Annotated in this window: 14 protein-coding genes; 8 read left to right on the top strand and 6 right to left on the bottom strand. The window is 61.5% G+C overall.

The genetic code is table 11. The features are described 5' to 3' along the window. Window positions 1-70 precede the first annotated feature (70 nt). On the bottom strand, window positions 71-1,303 hold the full coding sequence (locus AC5YUO_RS13745; protein ID WP_496153680.1) for an ABC transporter substrate-binding protein: 1,233 nt from the start codon (window positions 1,301-1,303) through the stop codon (window positions 71-73). Between the two features lie 410 nt (window positions 1,304-1,713). Here AC5YUO_RS13745 and AC5YUO_RS13740 point away from each other — a divergent pair, with 410 nt between their 5' ends. Both AC5YUO_RS13740 and AC5YUO_RS13735 read left to right on the top strand, forming a co-directional pair. Continuing rightward, window positions 1,714-2,460, top strand: a complete 747-nt coding sequence (locus tag AC5YUO_RS13740; protein WP_400816744.1) for an SDR family NAD(P)-dependent oxidoreductase — start codon at window positions 1,714-1,716, stop codon at window positions 2,458-2,460. Between the two features lie 95 nt (window positions 2,461-2,555). Continuing rightward, window positions 2,556-2,885 (top strand): L-rhamnose mutarotase, encoded by a 330-nt coding sequence (locus tag AC5YUO_RS13735; RefSeq protein WP_496153679.1) that lies wholly within the window; start codon window positions 2,556-2,558, stop codon window positions 2,883-2,885. Between the two features lie 31 nt (window positions 2,886-2,916). Here AC5YUO_RS13735 and AC5YUO_RS13730 read toward each other — a convergent pair whose 3' ends face one another. From AC5YUO_RS13730 to AC5YUO_RS13720, 3 genes are all read right to left on the bottom strand, one after another. Then, window positions 2,917-3,666: a GntR family transcriptional regulator gene (locus tag AC5YUO_RS13730; RefSeq protein ID WP_496153678.1), complete on the bottom strand. Its 750-nt coding sequence runs from the start codon at window positions 3,664-3,666 to the stop codon at window positions 2,917-2,919. Window positions 3,667-3,746: 80 nt separating this feature from the next. Further along, window positions 3,747-4,796 carry an ABC transporter ATP-binding protein gene (locus tag AC5YUO_RS13725; RefSeq protein ID WP_496153677.1) on the bottom strand — a complete coding sequence of 350 codons (1,050 nt, stop codon included), beginning with the start codon at window positions 4,794-4,796 and terminating at the stop codon, window positions 3,747-3,749. Window positions 4,797-4,836: 40 nt separating this feature from the next. Continuing rightward, window positions 4,837-5,886 (bottom strand): aldo/keto reductase, encoded by a 1,050-nt coding sequence (locus tag AC5YUO_RS13720; protein WP_496154867.1) that lies wholly within the window; start codon window positions 5,884-5,886, stop codon window positions 4,837-4,839. 67 nt (window positions 5,887-5,953) lie between these two features. Between AC5YUO_RS13720 and AC5YUO_RS13715 the strand changes: the two genes are divergently transcribed. The 6 genes from AC5YUO_RS13715 (at window position 5,954) to AC5YUO_RS13690 (ending at window position 13,429) form a co-directional block, all read left to right on the top strand. Beyond that, window positions 5,954-7,096 (top strand): Gfo/Idh/MocA family protein, encoded by a 1,143-nt coding sequence (locus AC5YUO_RS13715; RefSeq protein ID WP_496153676.1) that lies wholly within the window; start codon window positions 5,954-5,956, stop codon window positions 7,094-7,096. A 270-nt stretch (window positions 7,097-7,366) separates the two neighbouring features. Beyond that, window positions 7,367-8,878, top strand: coding sequence for a UxaA family hydrolase (locus AC5YUO_RS13710; protein ID WP_496153675.1), 1,512 nt, complete (start codon window positions 7,367-7,369; stop codon window positions 8,876-8,878). 131 nt (window positions 8,879-9,009) lie between these two features. Beyond that, window positions 9,010-10,509: a sugar ABC transporter ATP-binding protein gene (locus tag AC5YUO_RS13705; RefSeq protein WP_496153674.1), complete on the top strand. Its 1,500-nt coding sequence runs from the start codon at window positions 9,010-9,012 to the stop codon at window positions 10,507-10,509. A gap of 5 nt (window positions 10,510-10,514) precedes the next feature. Then, window positions 10,515-11,504 (top strand): ABC transporter permease, encoded by a 990-nt coding sequence (locus tag AC5YUO_RS13700; RefSeq protein ID WP_496154866.1) that lies wholly within the window; start codon window positions 10,515-10,517, stop codon window positions 11,502-11,504. Further along, a complete protein-coding gene (locus AC5YUO_RS13695; protein WP_496153673.1) occupies window positions 11,501-12,466 on the top strand; it encodes an ABC transporter permease in 966 nt (321 codons plus the stop codon). Before AC5YUO_RS13700 ends, AC5YUO_RS13695 begins: the two co-directional genes overlap by 4 nt. 33 nt (window positions 12,467-12,499) lie before the next feature. Beyond that, window positions 12,500-13,429, top strand: coding sequence for a sugar ABC transporter substrate-binding protein (locus tag AC5YUO_RS13690; RefSeq protein WP_496153672.1), 930 nt, complete (start codon window positions 12,500-12,502; stop codon window positions 13,427-13,429). 241 nt (window positions 13,430-13,670) lie between these two features. On the opposite strand, the gene AC5YUO_RS13685 is transcribed toward AC5YUO_RS13690, so the two are convergent. Then, window positions 13,671-14,933: a YcbK family protein gene (locus tag AC5YUO_RS13685; protein WP_496153671.1), complete on the bottom strand. Its 1,263-nt coding sequence runs from the start codon at window positions 14,931-14,933 to the stop codon at window positions 13,671-13,673. A 156-nt stretch (window positions 14,934-15,089) separates the two neighbouring features. Next, window positions 15,090-15,530: a VOC family protein gene (locus AC5YUO_RS13680; RefSeq protein WP_400816762.1), complete on the bottom strand. Its 441-nt coding sequence runs from the start codon at window positions 15,528-15,530 to the stop codon at window positions 15,090-15,092. Window positions 15,531-15,638 lie beyond the last annotated feature (108 nt).

Genomic DNA, 15,638 nt, shown 5'->3' with positions numbered 1-15,638 from the left:
TCATGGAGGACGCCCGCAAGGGCGACAACGATGGAAAAGACGCCGCCACCGGGGCGGCGTCCGCATCACCCTATTTTGCGGCCGCCTTGGCGAGAGCGGCATCCGCCTCCGTGGCGATCTGGGCGAGGCCTGCGGGAACGTCCTTGCTGCCGTTCCACACCTCGCTCAGCACGCGCTTCTGGATATCCATCACCTGGAACGAGCCCTTGACCGCGTTGAAGGGTTCGAAACCCTGCACCTTGCCGGCGAACTCGGTCATCCGGTCCGAGAGCTTGCCCCAGGCCGAGGTGCGGGCCGGCACGCCCGTCGTCACCACCTTGGCGAGAACCGGACCGCTGGTTATATAGGCGAGGAACTTGTAGGCGGCATCGGGATATCGCGTGTCGGCGCTGATGACATAGGCGCCGCCAAGACCGGTTCCGACCTGTCCTGCCGGTCCGACCGGCAGGCGGGCGATGCCGAAATCGACACCCGCATCCGAGAAGATGTAGGTGGCATGTCCGACCCCCAGCGCCATGGCCGCCGTGCCGCCGATGAAGAGCGACTGCGCCTGGGCGTTTGGATCCTTCTGGTCGGGGATCGGCATGACGCCGTCCTTGATCATGTCCATGAAGAACGAGATCGTCTGCGCGCCTCCCTCGTTGTTGGCGCCGTATTTGCCGTCATCGGTGATCATGCGGGAATTAAAGCCGCGAAACCACCCTTCGAACACCCATTCGGCGCTGGCGCCGGCAAAACCCCAGACCTTGCGGCCGTTACCGTTGAGTTTCTTGCTGATCGTGCGCGCCGCCGTCGCCAGATCGTCCGTCGTCCAGCCGTCCTTCGGATAGGCAACGCCGGCCTCATCGAACAGTTTGGGATTGTAATAAACCACCTGTCCGTTGAAGTCGTAACCGATGCCATAAAGCTTGCCGTTCAGCGTCATGTATTTCAGCATGGTCTGGTTGGCGTCGGGCAGGTTGATGGTCGGATCGGCATCGGTATATTTGTTGAGCGGCAGCAACTTGTTGCCATAGAGCCATTCGGCGCCGAAACCGGAAACGAACAGCCAGACATCCGGCAATTTGCCCGAGGCCGTATCGACGCGACGCTGCTGCCAATATTCCACCCATGGGGTGTTTATCATCTTCACCTTGATATCAGGATTGGCCGCGTTGAATTCGTCGACGGCGCGCTGATATGGCTCCACCTGTGGCAGAGACAGGGCATTGGCGAAAGTGAGTTCGACGGGCTGCGCCCGGGATGGTCCCGTTCCCAGACAGAGCGTCGTAAATGCAACGGCAATAAACTGCTTCAGTTTCATTTTTGCCTCCCGTTGTGCAGGCTGCGCCCCTCCTCCAGGACCGTCGGCCCACCATCCGCGCATTCTCTGGCGCGTGGACCCATGCTTATATTATATTAGTGTAACAATCAATCCGAACTTGATGCTTCATCCGACAAGTTCCCGGCGCGGCCGCTTCGGCCAACATCGGAAAATAAATCGAAACCCAAATTATCACATTGTTTTAAAACATCTTTTTCGAAAATTCGCAGACAGAAAAAACAGCGGAAAGTTTTTGAACATAACCATAAAGGCAATCACCGCGTCAGAGGCGGCGATGTATCTCTCCCCCACCCCAAGGCACGAACATGATTTCGGCGCAGGCATGATTTCCTCTTTCTAAATTCAAAATACTAGTATAATGAATGCTCAAATTCAGCTGGGAGGATGGCATGAACAGGATTGATCTCGACGGACAAGTGGCAGTGGTAACCGGCGGCGCACAGGGAATTGGCCTTGCGATCGCTAGGCGGCTTATCGAATCAGGCGCGAAGGTCAGCCTTTGGGATATGAGCAAGACAGCGATTGATGCGGCCTGCGGCCTGCTTGGCGACGCCGCCGGCGGCAAGGTCGTCGACGTCACCGATTTTGCCGGCCTCGCACGCACGCACGCCGAAGTCGAGGCGGAAACCGGCCCCGTCTCGATCCTCGTCAATTCCGCCGGAATTGCCGGCGGCAATGCGCCGCTTGAAGATTACGACATCGAGGAATGGCGGCGCGTCGTCGAGGTTAATCTCAACGGCACCTTTTACGTCAACAAGGCCGTGATCCCGTCCATGAAGGCCAGAAACTACGGCAGGATCGTCAATATTTCCTCGGTTGCCGGCAAAGAGGGCAATCCCAAGCTTTCAGCCTATTCCGCCGCCAAGGCCGGTGTGATCGGCTTGACCAAATCGCTCGGCAAGGAGCTGGCGGGACACGATATCGCCGTCAACGCGATCACGCCCGCCACCGCCCGCACCCGGATTCTCGAAACACTGACGCCGGAATTCATCGACTACATGCTGACGCGTATTCCGCGTGGCCGCTTTCTGGAAGTCGAAGAGGCAGCGGCAATGGTCGCATGGCTGGTGAGCCGCGAAAACAGCTTCACCACCGCCTCGGTTTTCGACCTTTCCGGCGGCCGGACGACCTATTAGAGGCAGCGGGGAAACCCGGACTTCGATAGATCAGCGAAAAATAAAACGGTCTGCGTCCGGTCAGAATGAACGGGACGCGGCCGATGGAGCAGCCGATGACGCGCATGGGATTTTGCCTGAACCTCAAGCCCGGAACGGTCGAGGAATATAAACGGCTCCACGCCGATGTGTGGCCGGAGGTGCTCGACGCCATCAGCCGGGCCAATATCACCAATTATTCGATTTACCTGAAAGAGCCGGAAAACCTGCTCTTCGGCTATTGGGAATATGCTGGCCAAGATTTCGCCGCCGATATGGCGGAAATGGCGCAGAACGGGCGGATGCGGGAATGGTGGGCGATCTGCGAACCCCTGCAATCGCCCTTCCCGACACGCCGGCCGCAGGAATGGTGGGCGCAGATGCCCGAGGTCTTCCACATCGATTGACGGCGCCGATCGGCATACGTCCGGGTGCGCTTCAAGCGCCGGCCAGACCGTCGGTGCCGATGTTGCTGAGCAGCGTCAGCGTATTGCTCAGCGACGTTTCCAGATGCTCCCGGATCGCCCTTTCGGCCGCTTCCGGATCGTGCGCCTCCAAAGCATCGACAATGGCGCTGTGCTGCTCGATCGTCGTTTCGCCGGCTCCCGGCGAAGGCAGCGACAGAAGGCGGCAGCGGTCCATCTGCGCCTTGGTAATGTCCACCACGCGCCACAGCATGGAATAGCCGTTAACCTCGGCAATGACCCTGTGAAAGGCGTCATCGTGATCGATCGCATCCTCGAAGCGGCTTCTTTTGACCGAAAGCGCATGAAGATCGATGATGTCGCGCAGGCGTTGCACCGCCTCTGCGCTGATGGTTTCGGCCGCGCGGCGAACGCTTTCCCGCTCCAGCGCGATGCGAATGATATAGGCCTCCTGCACCTGCCGGCGGCTGATGGGCGTCACGAAGGTTCCGGCCTGGGCGCGGACATCGATCAACCCCTCGTCCTCCACGCGTTTGACGGCCTCGCGCACCGGCGTGCGGGAGGTGCCGAGACGCTCGGCGATCTCGATCTCGTTGACCGGCGAGCCGGGCGCAAGCCTGCCGGTGACGATGGCGCGGCGAATGAGCTGGTAGATCTGGTCGCGAAGCGGCATGTTCCGCGTGATCGTCACGCCCTTGAGAAATCCGGTCAAATCGGATTTGTCCGGCAAGGAATGGCCGAGATTCGCCTCTTCTTTTGACACGTCCGTATTCTCCCATCAAAACCGGACTCACCGGCACAAATTTCTTTAGCCGGTTTCTTGTCCGTAACCAACCTCCGTGATCATTTCGGTGCAAGCCGCTCTCCGGATGCGCCGAACAGATGAACCTTGCCCGTTTCCGGTTGCAGATGGATGGTCGAGCCCGGCCCCAGATCCAGCCGCTCATGGAAGACGCAATGGACCTGCTGGCTGCCGATTTTCGCCACGACCATCGTTTCGGAGCCGGTCGGTTCGGTCACCACCACCTCGGCGGGAATGCCGTTCGGATCGATCCGCATATGCTCCGGCCGAACGCCATAGTGAACGGCGAGACGGCTCGACTGCAAAGGCAGGGGCAGCATATTGCCGCCGGTGAGCATGAAGCCGTCCTCCACCACCGTTCCGGACAGGAAGTTCATGGCCGGCGACCCGATGAACCCCGCCACGAACATGTTGACGGGATGATCGTAAATCTCAAGCGGCGAGCCGATCTGTTCGATATGGCCGTCGCGCATGACGACGATCCGGTCCGCCATCGTCATGGCCTCGACCTGGTCATGCGTCACGTAAACCGTCGTCGTTCCGAGCCGCTGGTGCAACTCCTTGATTTCGGAGCGCATCTGCACCCTGAGCTTGGCGTCGAGATTGGAGAGCGGCTCGTCGAACAGAAAGACCTGGGGATCGCGCACGATCGCGCGGCCCATCGCCACGCGCTGCCGCTGGCCGCCGGAAAGCTGTTTCGGATAACGGCTCACCAGTTGCTCGAGGCCGAGAATCTGCGCCGCCCGCTGCACCTTGTCGGTGATTTCGGCCGCGGAGGCGCCTTTCAGCTTCAGCGAGAAGGCCATGTTGTCGCGCACCGTCATATGCGGGTAGAGCGCATAGGACTGGAACACCATGGCGATATCGCGCTCCTTCGGCTCCAGTTCGTTGACGATACGGCTGCCGATGGCGATCGTGCCGTCCGAAATATCCTCGAGGCCGGCGATCATCCGCAGCAAAGTGGATTTGCCGCATCCCGAAGGGCCGACCAGAACGACGAACTCTCCGTCGGCGATTGAAAAAGAAATATCCCTGAGCGCTTCATACGCACCGTAACGCTTGACGATGCTCTCTATGTTCACACTGGCCAAATCCGTCTCCTCCGCATTTTGCCCCGGCTTCAACGATCCTTCATATTTCCGGCAAAGCCGGCGCCGCCAGCAGGCCGTTTTCCTGCAAGGCCTGCCACAGCTCCCCCGGTATCTCCTCTTCGAACCAGCCGACCGATTGCCGCAGCTTGTCCGGATGTTTGGCCCCGACCAGCACCGAGACCACGGCTGGATGGAACAGCGGGAACTGCACCGCCGCCGCCCCCAATGGCACATCGAAACCGGCGCAGATCCGCGCCAGTTCTTCCGTGCGCCTGACGATGTCGGCGGGCGCGTCGCTGTAGTTGAACTTGCCGCCGGCCGCCGTGCCCGTGGCGAGAATGCCGGAATTGAAGACCCCGCCGATAACGATGGCCGTGCCCTGCCGGTGGGCGCGGTCGAGCAGCGGCACCGCATCCTGTTCCAGCAGGCTGTGCCGGCCGGCCAGCAGGCAGCAATCGAGATGCACCTCGTCCATGGCGGCGGCGATCGCCTCCGCCTCATTGACGCCCAGCCCGAAGCCGCCAATCAAACCGGCCTCGCGCAATTCGACCAGCGCCCTGAAACCGCCGGATGTCAATTGCCGCCAGAGCGCGGCGTTTCTTTCGCCATGGGTCAGGACGCCGATATCATGGATGAAGAGAATGTCCAGACGGTCGGTGCCCATGCGCTGCTGGCTGTCGTCGAAGCTGCGCATGATGCCGTCATAGCTGTAATCGAAGCTCTCGCGAAACGGCAGCCCGTTCTGCCAGCCCGGATCCAGCGGATTTTTCGGCGGCTCCGGCGGCAGGCGGCGGCCCGGCCGGTCATTGGCGAAAAGACGGCCGACCTTGGTGCTGACAATCGCTTCATCGTGCTGCGGCGTTTCACGCAGAAACTGCCCGAGCAGGTGCTCCGCCCGGGTCAGCCCATACATCGGCGCAACATCGAAATAACGGATGCCACACTGCCAGGCGGCCTGAAGCGTCGCCAGCGCGTCAGTGGCGCTCACCGGCGCATATAGCCCGCCGAGCGAGGCGCAGCCCATGCTGAGCGCCGTCACCGAAAGCTTCGTGGTTCCGAGACGTCGTTTATCCCCTGCCCGCATCGTAATCTCCTTTGCATTTCTCGATCATTACACTAATATAACGAGTAATCAAGGTTCTTCCGGAGGCAAGCGCATGGGCAAGATACGTATCGGTCTGGTCGGCACCGGATTCATGGGCCGCACACATAGCAACGCGTTCCGGCAGGCGCCGGTGTTTTTCCCGGGCGAGACATCCGTCGAACTCGCCGCAGTCTGCGCCCGCAACGAGGACAACACCGCGAAATTCGCGGCACTCTGGGGATATGGCGGTTACGAAACCGATTGGCGGCGCCTGGTGGAGCGCGACGACATCGACCTGATCGACATCGCCACGCCCAATCACCTTCATGCCGAGATCGCGCTGGCCGCAGCCGCCAGCGGCAAGATGGTCTCCTGTGAAAAACCGCTGGGCATGTCCCTCCAGCAATCGCGGCAGATGGCGGATGCCGTCGCGGCGGCGGGTGTGAACAGCATGGTCTGGTACAATTACCGGCGCATCCCGGCCGTAACCTTTGCCAAACGCATGATAGAGGACGGCAGGCTTGGGCGCATATTCCACTATCGCTCGAAATTCCTGCAGGACTGGACCATCTCCGCCGATCTGCAGCAGGGCGGTGCTGGCACATGGCGGCTGGATGAGGCGGCGGCGGGCAGCGGCGTCACGGGCGACCTGCTCGCCCATTGCATCGACACGGCGATGTGGCTGAACGGCCCCATCGCCGAAGTGTGCGGCATGACCGAAACCTTCATAAAGGAGCGCATCCATGCCGCGACCGGCACACGCCGCCCCGTGACCATTGACGATGCCAGCGCCTTTCTCGCCCGCTTTTCGAACGGATCGCTCGCCACCTTCGAAGCGACACGCTACGCGCGCGGCCACAAGGCGCAATTCACCTTCGAGATCAATGGCGAACGCGGATCGCTCGCCTGGGATCTGCACGATCTTCACCGCCTGAGCTATTTCGACCATGGCGGTGACGGCGCTATGCGCGGCTGGCGGACAATCCACGTCACGGATGGCGACCATCCCTATATGGAGGCCTGGTGGGTGCCCGGCCTGCAGATCGGCTACGAGCACAGTTTCATCCATCAATTCGCGGATTTTCTCAAAGGCCTCGAAACCGGGCAGCCGCTGGTTCCCGATTTTCGGGCCGCGATGCAGACCGACGCCGTCACCGATGCGGTAATCGCATCCGCCCGCTCCGGCAACTGGCAGACGATAGATTGCCCGGATTGAACTTTTAACGCGCCGGCGCGATTCCAGCCTCAGCTGAAGATGACAAGCAGGAATTGCCCCGCCCGAAAAATCATCGCGTCTCGTGCTCGCGGCGCAAACGCTGCATCTCCTTGTTTTCACATGTTTTCAAAGGAAAAAACAGACTGCCTTTCATGCCGGAAATGCAAGCATCACCCCTCCCCACCCCCTTGACCACGATGCATTATACTAGTATTCAAATATACAGCAGAGAATGAATTTCCGGCCCCGGCCGTTTCACGCAGATAAATCATGGCCCGCTACATCAAACTGACTGAAACCGATAATATCATCGTCGCCGTGGAGCCGATCGCGCCCGGCGAAACCGTGGCGGAGATCGCCGCCCGCGAGCGCATCCCCCGCGGTCACAAAATGGCGTTGCAGGCGATTGCAAGCCACACGCCCATCGTCAAATATGGCCAGATCATCGGCTTTGCGGCGCGCGACATCGAGCCGGGGCAATGGGTTCACGAACATAATGTGACGATGCAGAGCTTCGAGCGCGGTTATGCGAGTGGCGGGGAAGCCAGGCCGACGCGTTATGTCGAGCCGGAAAAACGGCGCAGTTTCAACGGCTTCCGGCGCGCCAGCGGGCGTTTCGGCACCCGCAACTACATCGCCGTCCTCACCTCGGTGAACTGTTCCGCCACCGCCTCACGCTTCATCGCCGACGAGGTCAACCGCTCGGGCATTCTCGGCCAGTTCCCGAATGTGGACGGCGTCATATCGCTCGTCCACGGCACCGGATGCGGACTGGATATTCATGGCGAGGCCTACGAATTGCTGAAACGCACCCAATGGGGTGTGGCACAGAACCCGAATATCGGCGGCGTGCTGATGGTGGGGCTGGGTTGCGAAGCGTTTCAGATCCCGCGCTGGATGGATGCTTACGGTGTCAAAGAAAACGAGACCTTCCGCACGCTCACCATTCAGGAAGTTGGCGGCACACGCAAGACGGTGGAGGCCGGCGTCGCCGCCATCCGCGAGATGCTGCCGGTGGTCAATCTTGCCGGGCGCGTTCCCGCCCCCGCGTCGGAACTGATGCTGGCGCTGCAATGCGGCGGCTCGGACGGCTATTCCGGCATCACGGCCAATCCGGCGCTCGGCATTGCCGCCGATATATTGGTCGCCGAAGGCGGCACGGCGATCCTCTCGGAAACCCCGGAGATTTATGGCGCGGAACATCTGTTGATCCGCCGGGCCGAGCGGCCGGAGGTCGGCGAGAAGCTGGCCGAACGCATCCGCTGGTGGGAGAATTACACGCGGCGGCACGATATGGAGATGAACAACAATCCCTCCCCGGGCAACAAGGCGGGCGGCTTGACGACCATTCTCGAAAAATCGCTGGGAGCGGCGATGAAGGGTGGCTCGACCAATCTGACAGCGGTGTTCAACTACGCCGAACCGGTCGACGCCAAGGGACTGGTCTTCATGGATACGCCCGGTTACGACCCTGTTTCAGCCACCGGCCAAGTGGCGGGCGGCGCCAATATCCTGTGTTTCACCACAGGGCGGGGCTCGGCCTTCGGCTGCAAACCCACCCCTTCGATCAAGCTCGCCTCCAATTCCTACATCTTCGATAAGATGGCGGAGGATATGGACATCAATTGCGGCGACGTGCTGGACGGCACGACCTTGCAGCAGAAGGGCGAGGAAATTTTCACCCGCATCCTGGCCGTCGCCTCCGGCGAGCGCACCAAATCGGAGCTTCTCGGCTATGGCGACAGCGAATTCGTTCCCTGGTCCATTGGCGCGACGATGTGAGCGGCTGGGTACGCAAATGTGGCGCGTCCGCGCCGATGTTTAAGGAATAGGTACATAGACGGCGTCGGGCGTCAGCGTATCGCAAATATTATATTAATGTAATGAAATTTTGAGTGCTCTGGGAGGAGAACATGGCGGCAACGGCGAGTGCGCTGCGCATGCGGGGGATCAGCAAGATCTTTCCCGGCGTGAAGGCGCTGTCCAACGTCAATTTCACGGTGGAATATGGTCGCATCCATGCCGTCGTCGGTGAAAACGGCGCGGGTAAATCGACGCTGATGAAAATTCTGAGCGGTAGCTATCTGCCGACAACAGGCACGACGGAAATTGCCGGCGTGGAGGTGCATATGCGCCGGCCTGCCGATGCGCAGAAACTCGGCATTCGCATGGTGCATCAGGAACTGAACCTCGTTCCGGACCTCACCGTTGCGGAAAACATCTATCTCGGCCGCATGCCGCGCCGCCGCTTTCTGGTCGACAGGCAGGCCATGCTGCGCAATGCGGCCACGGTTCTGAAGGAACTGGAGGCGGCGATCGACCCGAAGGCACGGCTCGGCGACCTGACGATCAGCCAGCAGCAGCTCGTCGAGATCGCCAAATCCTATTGCGCCGATCCGCGCATCATCGTCCTCGACGAGCCGACATCGAGCCTCAGCGAACACGAGACCGCGGCGCTGTTTTCCATCCTGCGCAAGATGAAAAGCCAGGGCATCGCCATCATCTATATCAGCCACCGGCTGAAGGAGGTGCTTGATATCGCCGACGACGTGACCATTCTGCGCGACGGCAGCATGATCGAGACCCGTCCGGCCGCCGGCATCACCGCCGCTGAAATGATCCGCCTCATGGTCGGGCGCGAAGTCGCCAATGTCTTTCCCAAGACGCCATCGAAGATCGGCCCGGTGGCGTTCAAGGTCACGGGACTGAGCGACGGCGAAAAATTCCACGATGTCGGTTTCGATGTCCGCGCCGGAGAAATCCTTGGGCTGACCGGCCTGGTGGGGGCCGGCCGCACCGAGGTCGCCCAGGCGATCTTCGGTCTGGCGCCGCTGACGGCGGGCCGCATCGAGATAGACGGCAAGGTCGTTACCGTCGGCTCACCGGCGGCGGCCGTCAAGGCCGGCATCGCCTATGTTCCCGAAGATCGAAAAGCCGATGGCATCGTGCCGTCCATGAGCGTGCGCGAAAACATCAGCCTGCCGGTACTGCGGCGTTTGAGCCGCCTCGGACGCATCGGCATGGGCGGGGATCGCGGGCTCGCGGCGAAATATACGCGCGATTTTTCCATCGTCCCGCCCGATCCGGAGCGGCGTATCAATCTGCTTTCGGGCGGCAACCAGCAGAAGGCGATCATTTCACGCTGGCTGGCGGCCGGGCCGAAGGTGCTGATCCTCGATGAGCCGACACGCGGCGTCGATGTCGGCGCGAAGGCGGAAATCCACCGCATCATCGGAGAACTCGTGGCCGGTGGCATGGCCGTGGTGATGATTTCCTCGGAACTGCCCGAAGTGATGGGGGTCTGCGACCGGGTGGTGGTCATGCGCGATGGACGCGCCTCCGCCCCCATCGCGCGCGGAGACGTGACGGAAGAGCGCATCATGGCGCTTGCAACAGGAGAAGAACCAGCGTGACCGAAATGACCGCGATCACCGAAAAACAAAACGTCGCCCCGCGCTTTCATCGCGGCGGGCGGCTGGCCGGCCTGTTCGCCAAAGGCGGCCTCCTGCTGGCCATTCTTCTCGTGACCCTCTACGGCTCGCTCTCAAGCCCCGTCTTCTTCACCACAGGTAATTTCATCAACATACTGACATCCATGGCCATCGTCGGCATCGTGGTCGTCGGCATGACCTTCGTTCTCGTCACCGGCGGGCTTGCGGATCTCTCCGTGCCGGCGACCATCGCCTGCGGTGCGATCCTTTCCCTGGCGTTGCAGCCGGAGATCGGCGCCCTTCCCGCCTTCCTGGTCGCGGTCGCACTCGCCGGCGCCTGCGGTCTCATCAACGGATTGCTGATCGGTTATATCGGCGTCAATCCGATCATCGCGACCCTCGGCCTCGGCACCATCATTCTTGGCATCGTGCAGGCGGCTGTCGGCGGCGTGATCGTTTATGGAACGGACCCGGCCATCGCCGCCTTCGTCAAAAGCCGCATCCTCGGCGTTCCGCTTGTCGTGCTGGTGTTTCTCGCCGTAGCAGCGGCCGGCCATTTCGTCCTTTCCAGCACCGTCTGGGGCCGGTGGACGCTGGCAACCGGCGGCAATTACCGCGCGGCGCGGGCAAGTACCGTGCCGGTCAGGGCGGTCAAGGCCGGGGCTTTCGTCATCACCGGGCTGGCGTCCGGCCTCAGCGGCGGCCTGCTCGGCCTTACCCTGCAAAGCGCGCGTCCACTGGTGGGAACGGGATATGAATTCAGCGCCATTACGGCCGTCGTGGTCGGCGGCATCTCCATCATGGGCGGTTTCGGCTCCGTGCCGCGCGCCATAGCCGGCCTCGTCCTCGTCCAGCTCTTGACCAATGTCATGGTGCTGCAGGGAGTTCCGACCCCCATCCAGGGTTTTGTCCTCGGGTTGCTCATCGCTTTCGCGGTCGCTCTCGATGTCGCGCTTCGCCGGAGGTCCGTGGCATGAACGAATTATTGTCTGCACTGTCCCGTTATCGCGTAACGATCATATTGGGCGCGACGCTGGTCATTGCCGCCCTCACCGTACCCGGCTTCGTCAGCCTCACCACCGCCAGCCTCGGCCTCGATCGCGGCGCGTCGATCGGCATCGTCGCGATTGGCCTGACGGTGCTGCTCATTGCCGGCCAGATCGATCTTTCCGTCGGCGCGGTCTTTGCGCTCTCCGGCATCGTGGCGATTTCGCTGCAGGCTGAGCTCGGCATATGGCCGGCGGCCGCGCTCGGGGTACTGACCGGCATCGCCGCGGGTGTCTTCAACGGCATTCTCACAGTCGGCCTGAAGATCAACGCGCTGGTCGCGACGCTGGCCAGCATGCTGATTTTCCGCTCGCTGGCCCATTGGATCACCGGCAGCCAGCCGGTTTCAGGCACCGATATCATCTTTGCCGTTACGCTTTCGCATGTCTACGCGGAATTCTTCACGGCCCGCAGCGCCCTGTTTCTGGCCGGCATCGTGCTGCTCGATTTCTGGCTGCGGCGCACCGTTTCGGGCCGCAACCTTTTCGCGGTCGGATCGAACCCCGCCGCCGCCGAGGCAAGCGGCATCTCATCCGGCCGGACGCTGTTCCTGAGCTTCGTTTTCGCGGGCGCGCTAGCCGGTCTGGCAGGCGTTTTCGAAAGCCTGACGACCAATACGGGTTCGCCGGTCTTCGGCGCGGAAATCACCGTCGTCATCATTGCCGCCGTGGTGGTGGGAGGCACCCGGCTGGAAGGCGGTCGCGGCTCGGCACTCGGCACGCTCGGCGGGGTTCTGACGATTGCGGCGCTGACCACGGCGATGGAGTTCCAGTCCGTACCCGCCTATGTGCAGCAGATCGTCAACGGGCTGATCCTGATCCTGCTGGTCGTGCTCGACCGCACCGTGCGCGCAAGGCCGCGTCCGGCAATGCCGATACTGAAATCCCTTTAACCAGACATGTCACTTAAGGAGGAGTTTGTGATCATGAATAAAAAGACCCTGTTTGCCGGTATGGCGACGCTTATTGTCTCGGCCGGCTTCGCCGAGGCCAAGACGGTGTGTTACGTCACGGCCGCCGATTCCCATGCCTATGTCACGCCGGCCAACAAGGCCATCGATGCACGGGCCAAGGAACTCGGTGTTGAGGTTCTCAGCCTCAGCCAGAATTTCGACGTCCAGACCGGTGTGCAGCAGATCAATACCTGCATTGCCCGCAAGGCGGCCGGCATCATTTTATGGCCGCTCGATCCGCAGGCCTATATTCCCGGCCTCGCAAAGGCCAAGGCGGCCGGCATTCCCGTCAATCTCATCAACTCGCCGATGAACGACGCGGCCAAGCCCTTCATCACCTCCTTCACCGGCCCGGATGTCTATTCGGAAGGTGAAATGGCGGCCGAGGCGCTCCAGAAGGCGCTGAACGGCAAGGGTTCCATCGTCATCATCGCCGGTCAGGCCGGCAATGGCACCACCATCGGCCGCGTCGACGGCTTCAAGGCCAAGCTGAAGGCGCTCGGCAGCAAGATCGAGGTTCTCGATACCGTCAATGCGGATTTCGACCAGCAAAAGGCGCTCGTCGCCAGTCGTGACCTGATCACCCGTTTCGGCGACAAGATCGCCGGCGTCTACGCCAATGACGACACCATGGCGCGCGGCTTCATCGACGCCTGGAAAGAAGCCAGACCCGGCAAGGCCACACCGCCGATCGTCGGCATCAATGGGCAGAAAGACGCCTTCGAGTCTATCAGGAACGGCGAAATGTACGCCACCATCGTGCAGTCGCCGATCGAGGATGGCCTGCTGGCGATCAACGCCATGGCAGATATCCTGAACGGCAAGAAAATCGACGCCCGGCTGCCTATCCCGCTGACGGTTGTAACGAAGGCGAATGTGGAGAAGGAAAAGCCCGCCTTCTGAACGATGCAGCATCGGCCCGGTAAAGGCGGATGTCTTCATAGCCAGATATAGAAAATGCCGCGCAATTATTTTCGATTGCGCGGCATTTTATCTTCATCGGCGGAAATCTGTGTGCCGAAGCGCGTTGAGGCCAAGCGCCGCCGCCCAAAACTCCCGCCAGCCATCCTTTGCCGGTCTTCAGGCCGAGAGGCTCAGCCCCAGAAAGCGTCGGGTTTGATATTCCGGCCAAGCCGGCCAGAGATCATTTGCGCGCAGCGGTGCGGCGGCAGCGCCAGTTCCAGTCTCTTGGCTCACCCGTGTCCATATGGACGGATTCGGTGTGGCAATAGGTGCCGACGCCACCGCGTTCCGGCAGGGAACGCAGATAGGTCGCAAGCTCCCATTTGGAGACACCCTTGATCTGGATGTCGGCGGCATCGCAGGTATAGTGCTTGGAGCCCTGCCTTATGCCCTTCGGCGGGCGATAGCCCGAGGTGACGATTGCCGGGCTGTTGTAGTGGCGCTCCACATCCTTGATCATCCGCACCAGTTCCGGCTTGAAACAGCCGACTTCGACACGGTCCGTCTGCAGGAAAAGCCCGTTCGGGGCAACGCGGGTAAGGCCGGAGAGCGAAGCGAGCTTCATCAGGCCGGTCGGCTGGTCATCCTCTTCATCGAGATGGGCATCGTCGAATTCGTCGGACATCATCGAGCGGCCGGAAAGCGCGATACCCATCGTCCCGTCCGCGGCTCCGGGCAATGCGGCGACCTGCATATTGCCCGCCGTACCACTTTCAATCATCTTCGGCAGGCGTTTCTTGGCCGCTCCGGCGAAAAATGCCGCAAGCGTCACGCCCTTACCCTCGCCTTCCTTGCCCCCATCCACGGCTGGCTGCGGAGCAACGGCCGCAAACTGTTCCGAGGCCGACTGTGGTACGGGCACCGGAACCGGCTGACGATTTTCGCTATGCTGTTCCGCCGGCGCCTGCCCGGCCGCCGGGACCGGAACCGGCGCTGTCACCGGTTGAGGTTGCGCCGCCTGCACCGGCGCCGAATAGACGCTGCTGACGGCGGGAGTGATCCTCTGGGTAGTGCCCGCAGCAGCGGCTGTGCCCGGCGTCGCTGCAGCACCGGCGGGCGCTGCGGCAGATGCGGTGGAATAAATGCTTGTTGTCCCCGCGGAGATCGCCGTTGGCTGCGTCGTCAATCCGCCAATGTCAGGGGCGGCGCCATAGGCCTGCGCCGGACCGCCCGATGCCTGCGGCTGGGCGGGCGCGGCCGCGCCGGCTGCCGATGCCACGGCGGGATCCACATAGTGCCCCGGTTGCGCGCCGGCCGCGGCGGTGGCAGCGGCAGACGTGGCGGCTTGCGGCTTATGTTGTGCGGCGATTTCCGGTTTTTTGGTCGCGGCGGCCATCTCGTCGTCGGTCACCGCCGAAACGCATCCGGAAAGCCCGAGCAGCGAAACCGCGATGACGAGACGCTGACAGACCAGGCGTCCTTTCGCGCTCTCGACAGTTTTCATGGGTGGCCTCCGTATCTTGCATTTCCAACAGCAGCACGGGAACGGGCGCGTGTGCTTCCCCAAAACGGGACTGGCCGTTTCGATTCGCGGACTATGCCTCATCCCCTCGGGACAAGGCAAGAGCACCCGAAAATGCCGCTACTCACCGGAAAATCCTCACCAGGAACCGGTATTCTGCATAGATATCCACGGTTCGGCTGGTGCGAGGCTTTCGCCCTTCTGCAGAATTTCGAAGGAAATACCATCCGGCGAGCGCACGAAGGCCATGTGCCCGTCGCGCGGCGGCCGGTTGATGACGATGCCGTTCTGCTGCAGGCGGGCGCAGAAGTCGTAGATATTGTCGACTTCATAGGCCAGATGGCCGAAGTTGCGGCCGCCGGTATAATCCTCGGTATCCCAGTTATAGGTGAGTTCGAGGCACGGCGCCTTGTTTTCCTTCGCCGCAGCAATGTCGTCGCGCGCCGCAAGAAACACCAGCGTGAATCGGCCTTTTTCATTCTCGATTCGGCGTATTTCCGTAAGACCCAAGAGGTCGCCATAGAATTTCAGTGATTCGCCAAGGTCTTTGACGCGAACCATCGTGTGCAGATACCGCATTTTATTCCTCTCCATTACACGGGTCCGGAGCCGTTAAACACATGATGGCAAGCCCCGGACAAGGACGGCGACATAAAAGCAGGTGCGTAAATCAAAAACTAGGGCTTG

This window comes from Agrobacterium sp. LEGMi-208b (assembly GCF_059511785.1).
Note: the sequence above shows the minus strand (reverse complement) of the source record. Positions and strands in the feature narration are given on the sequence as shown.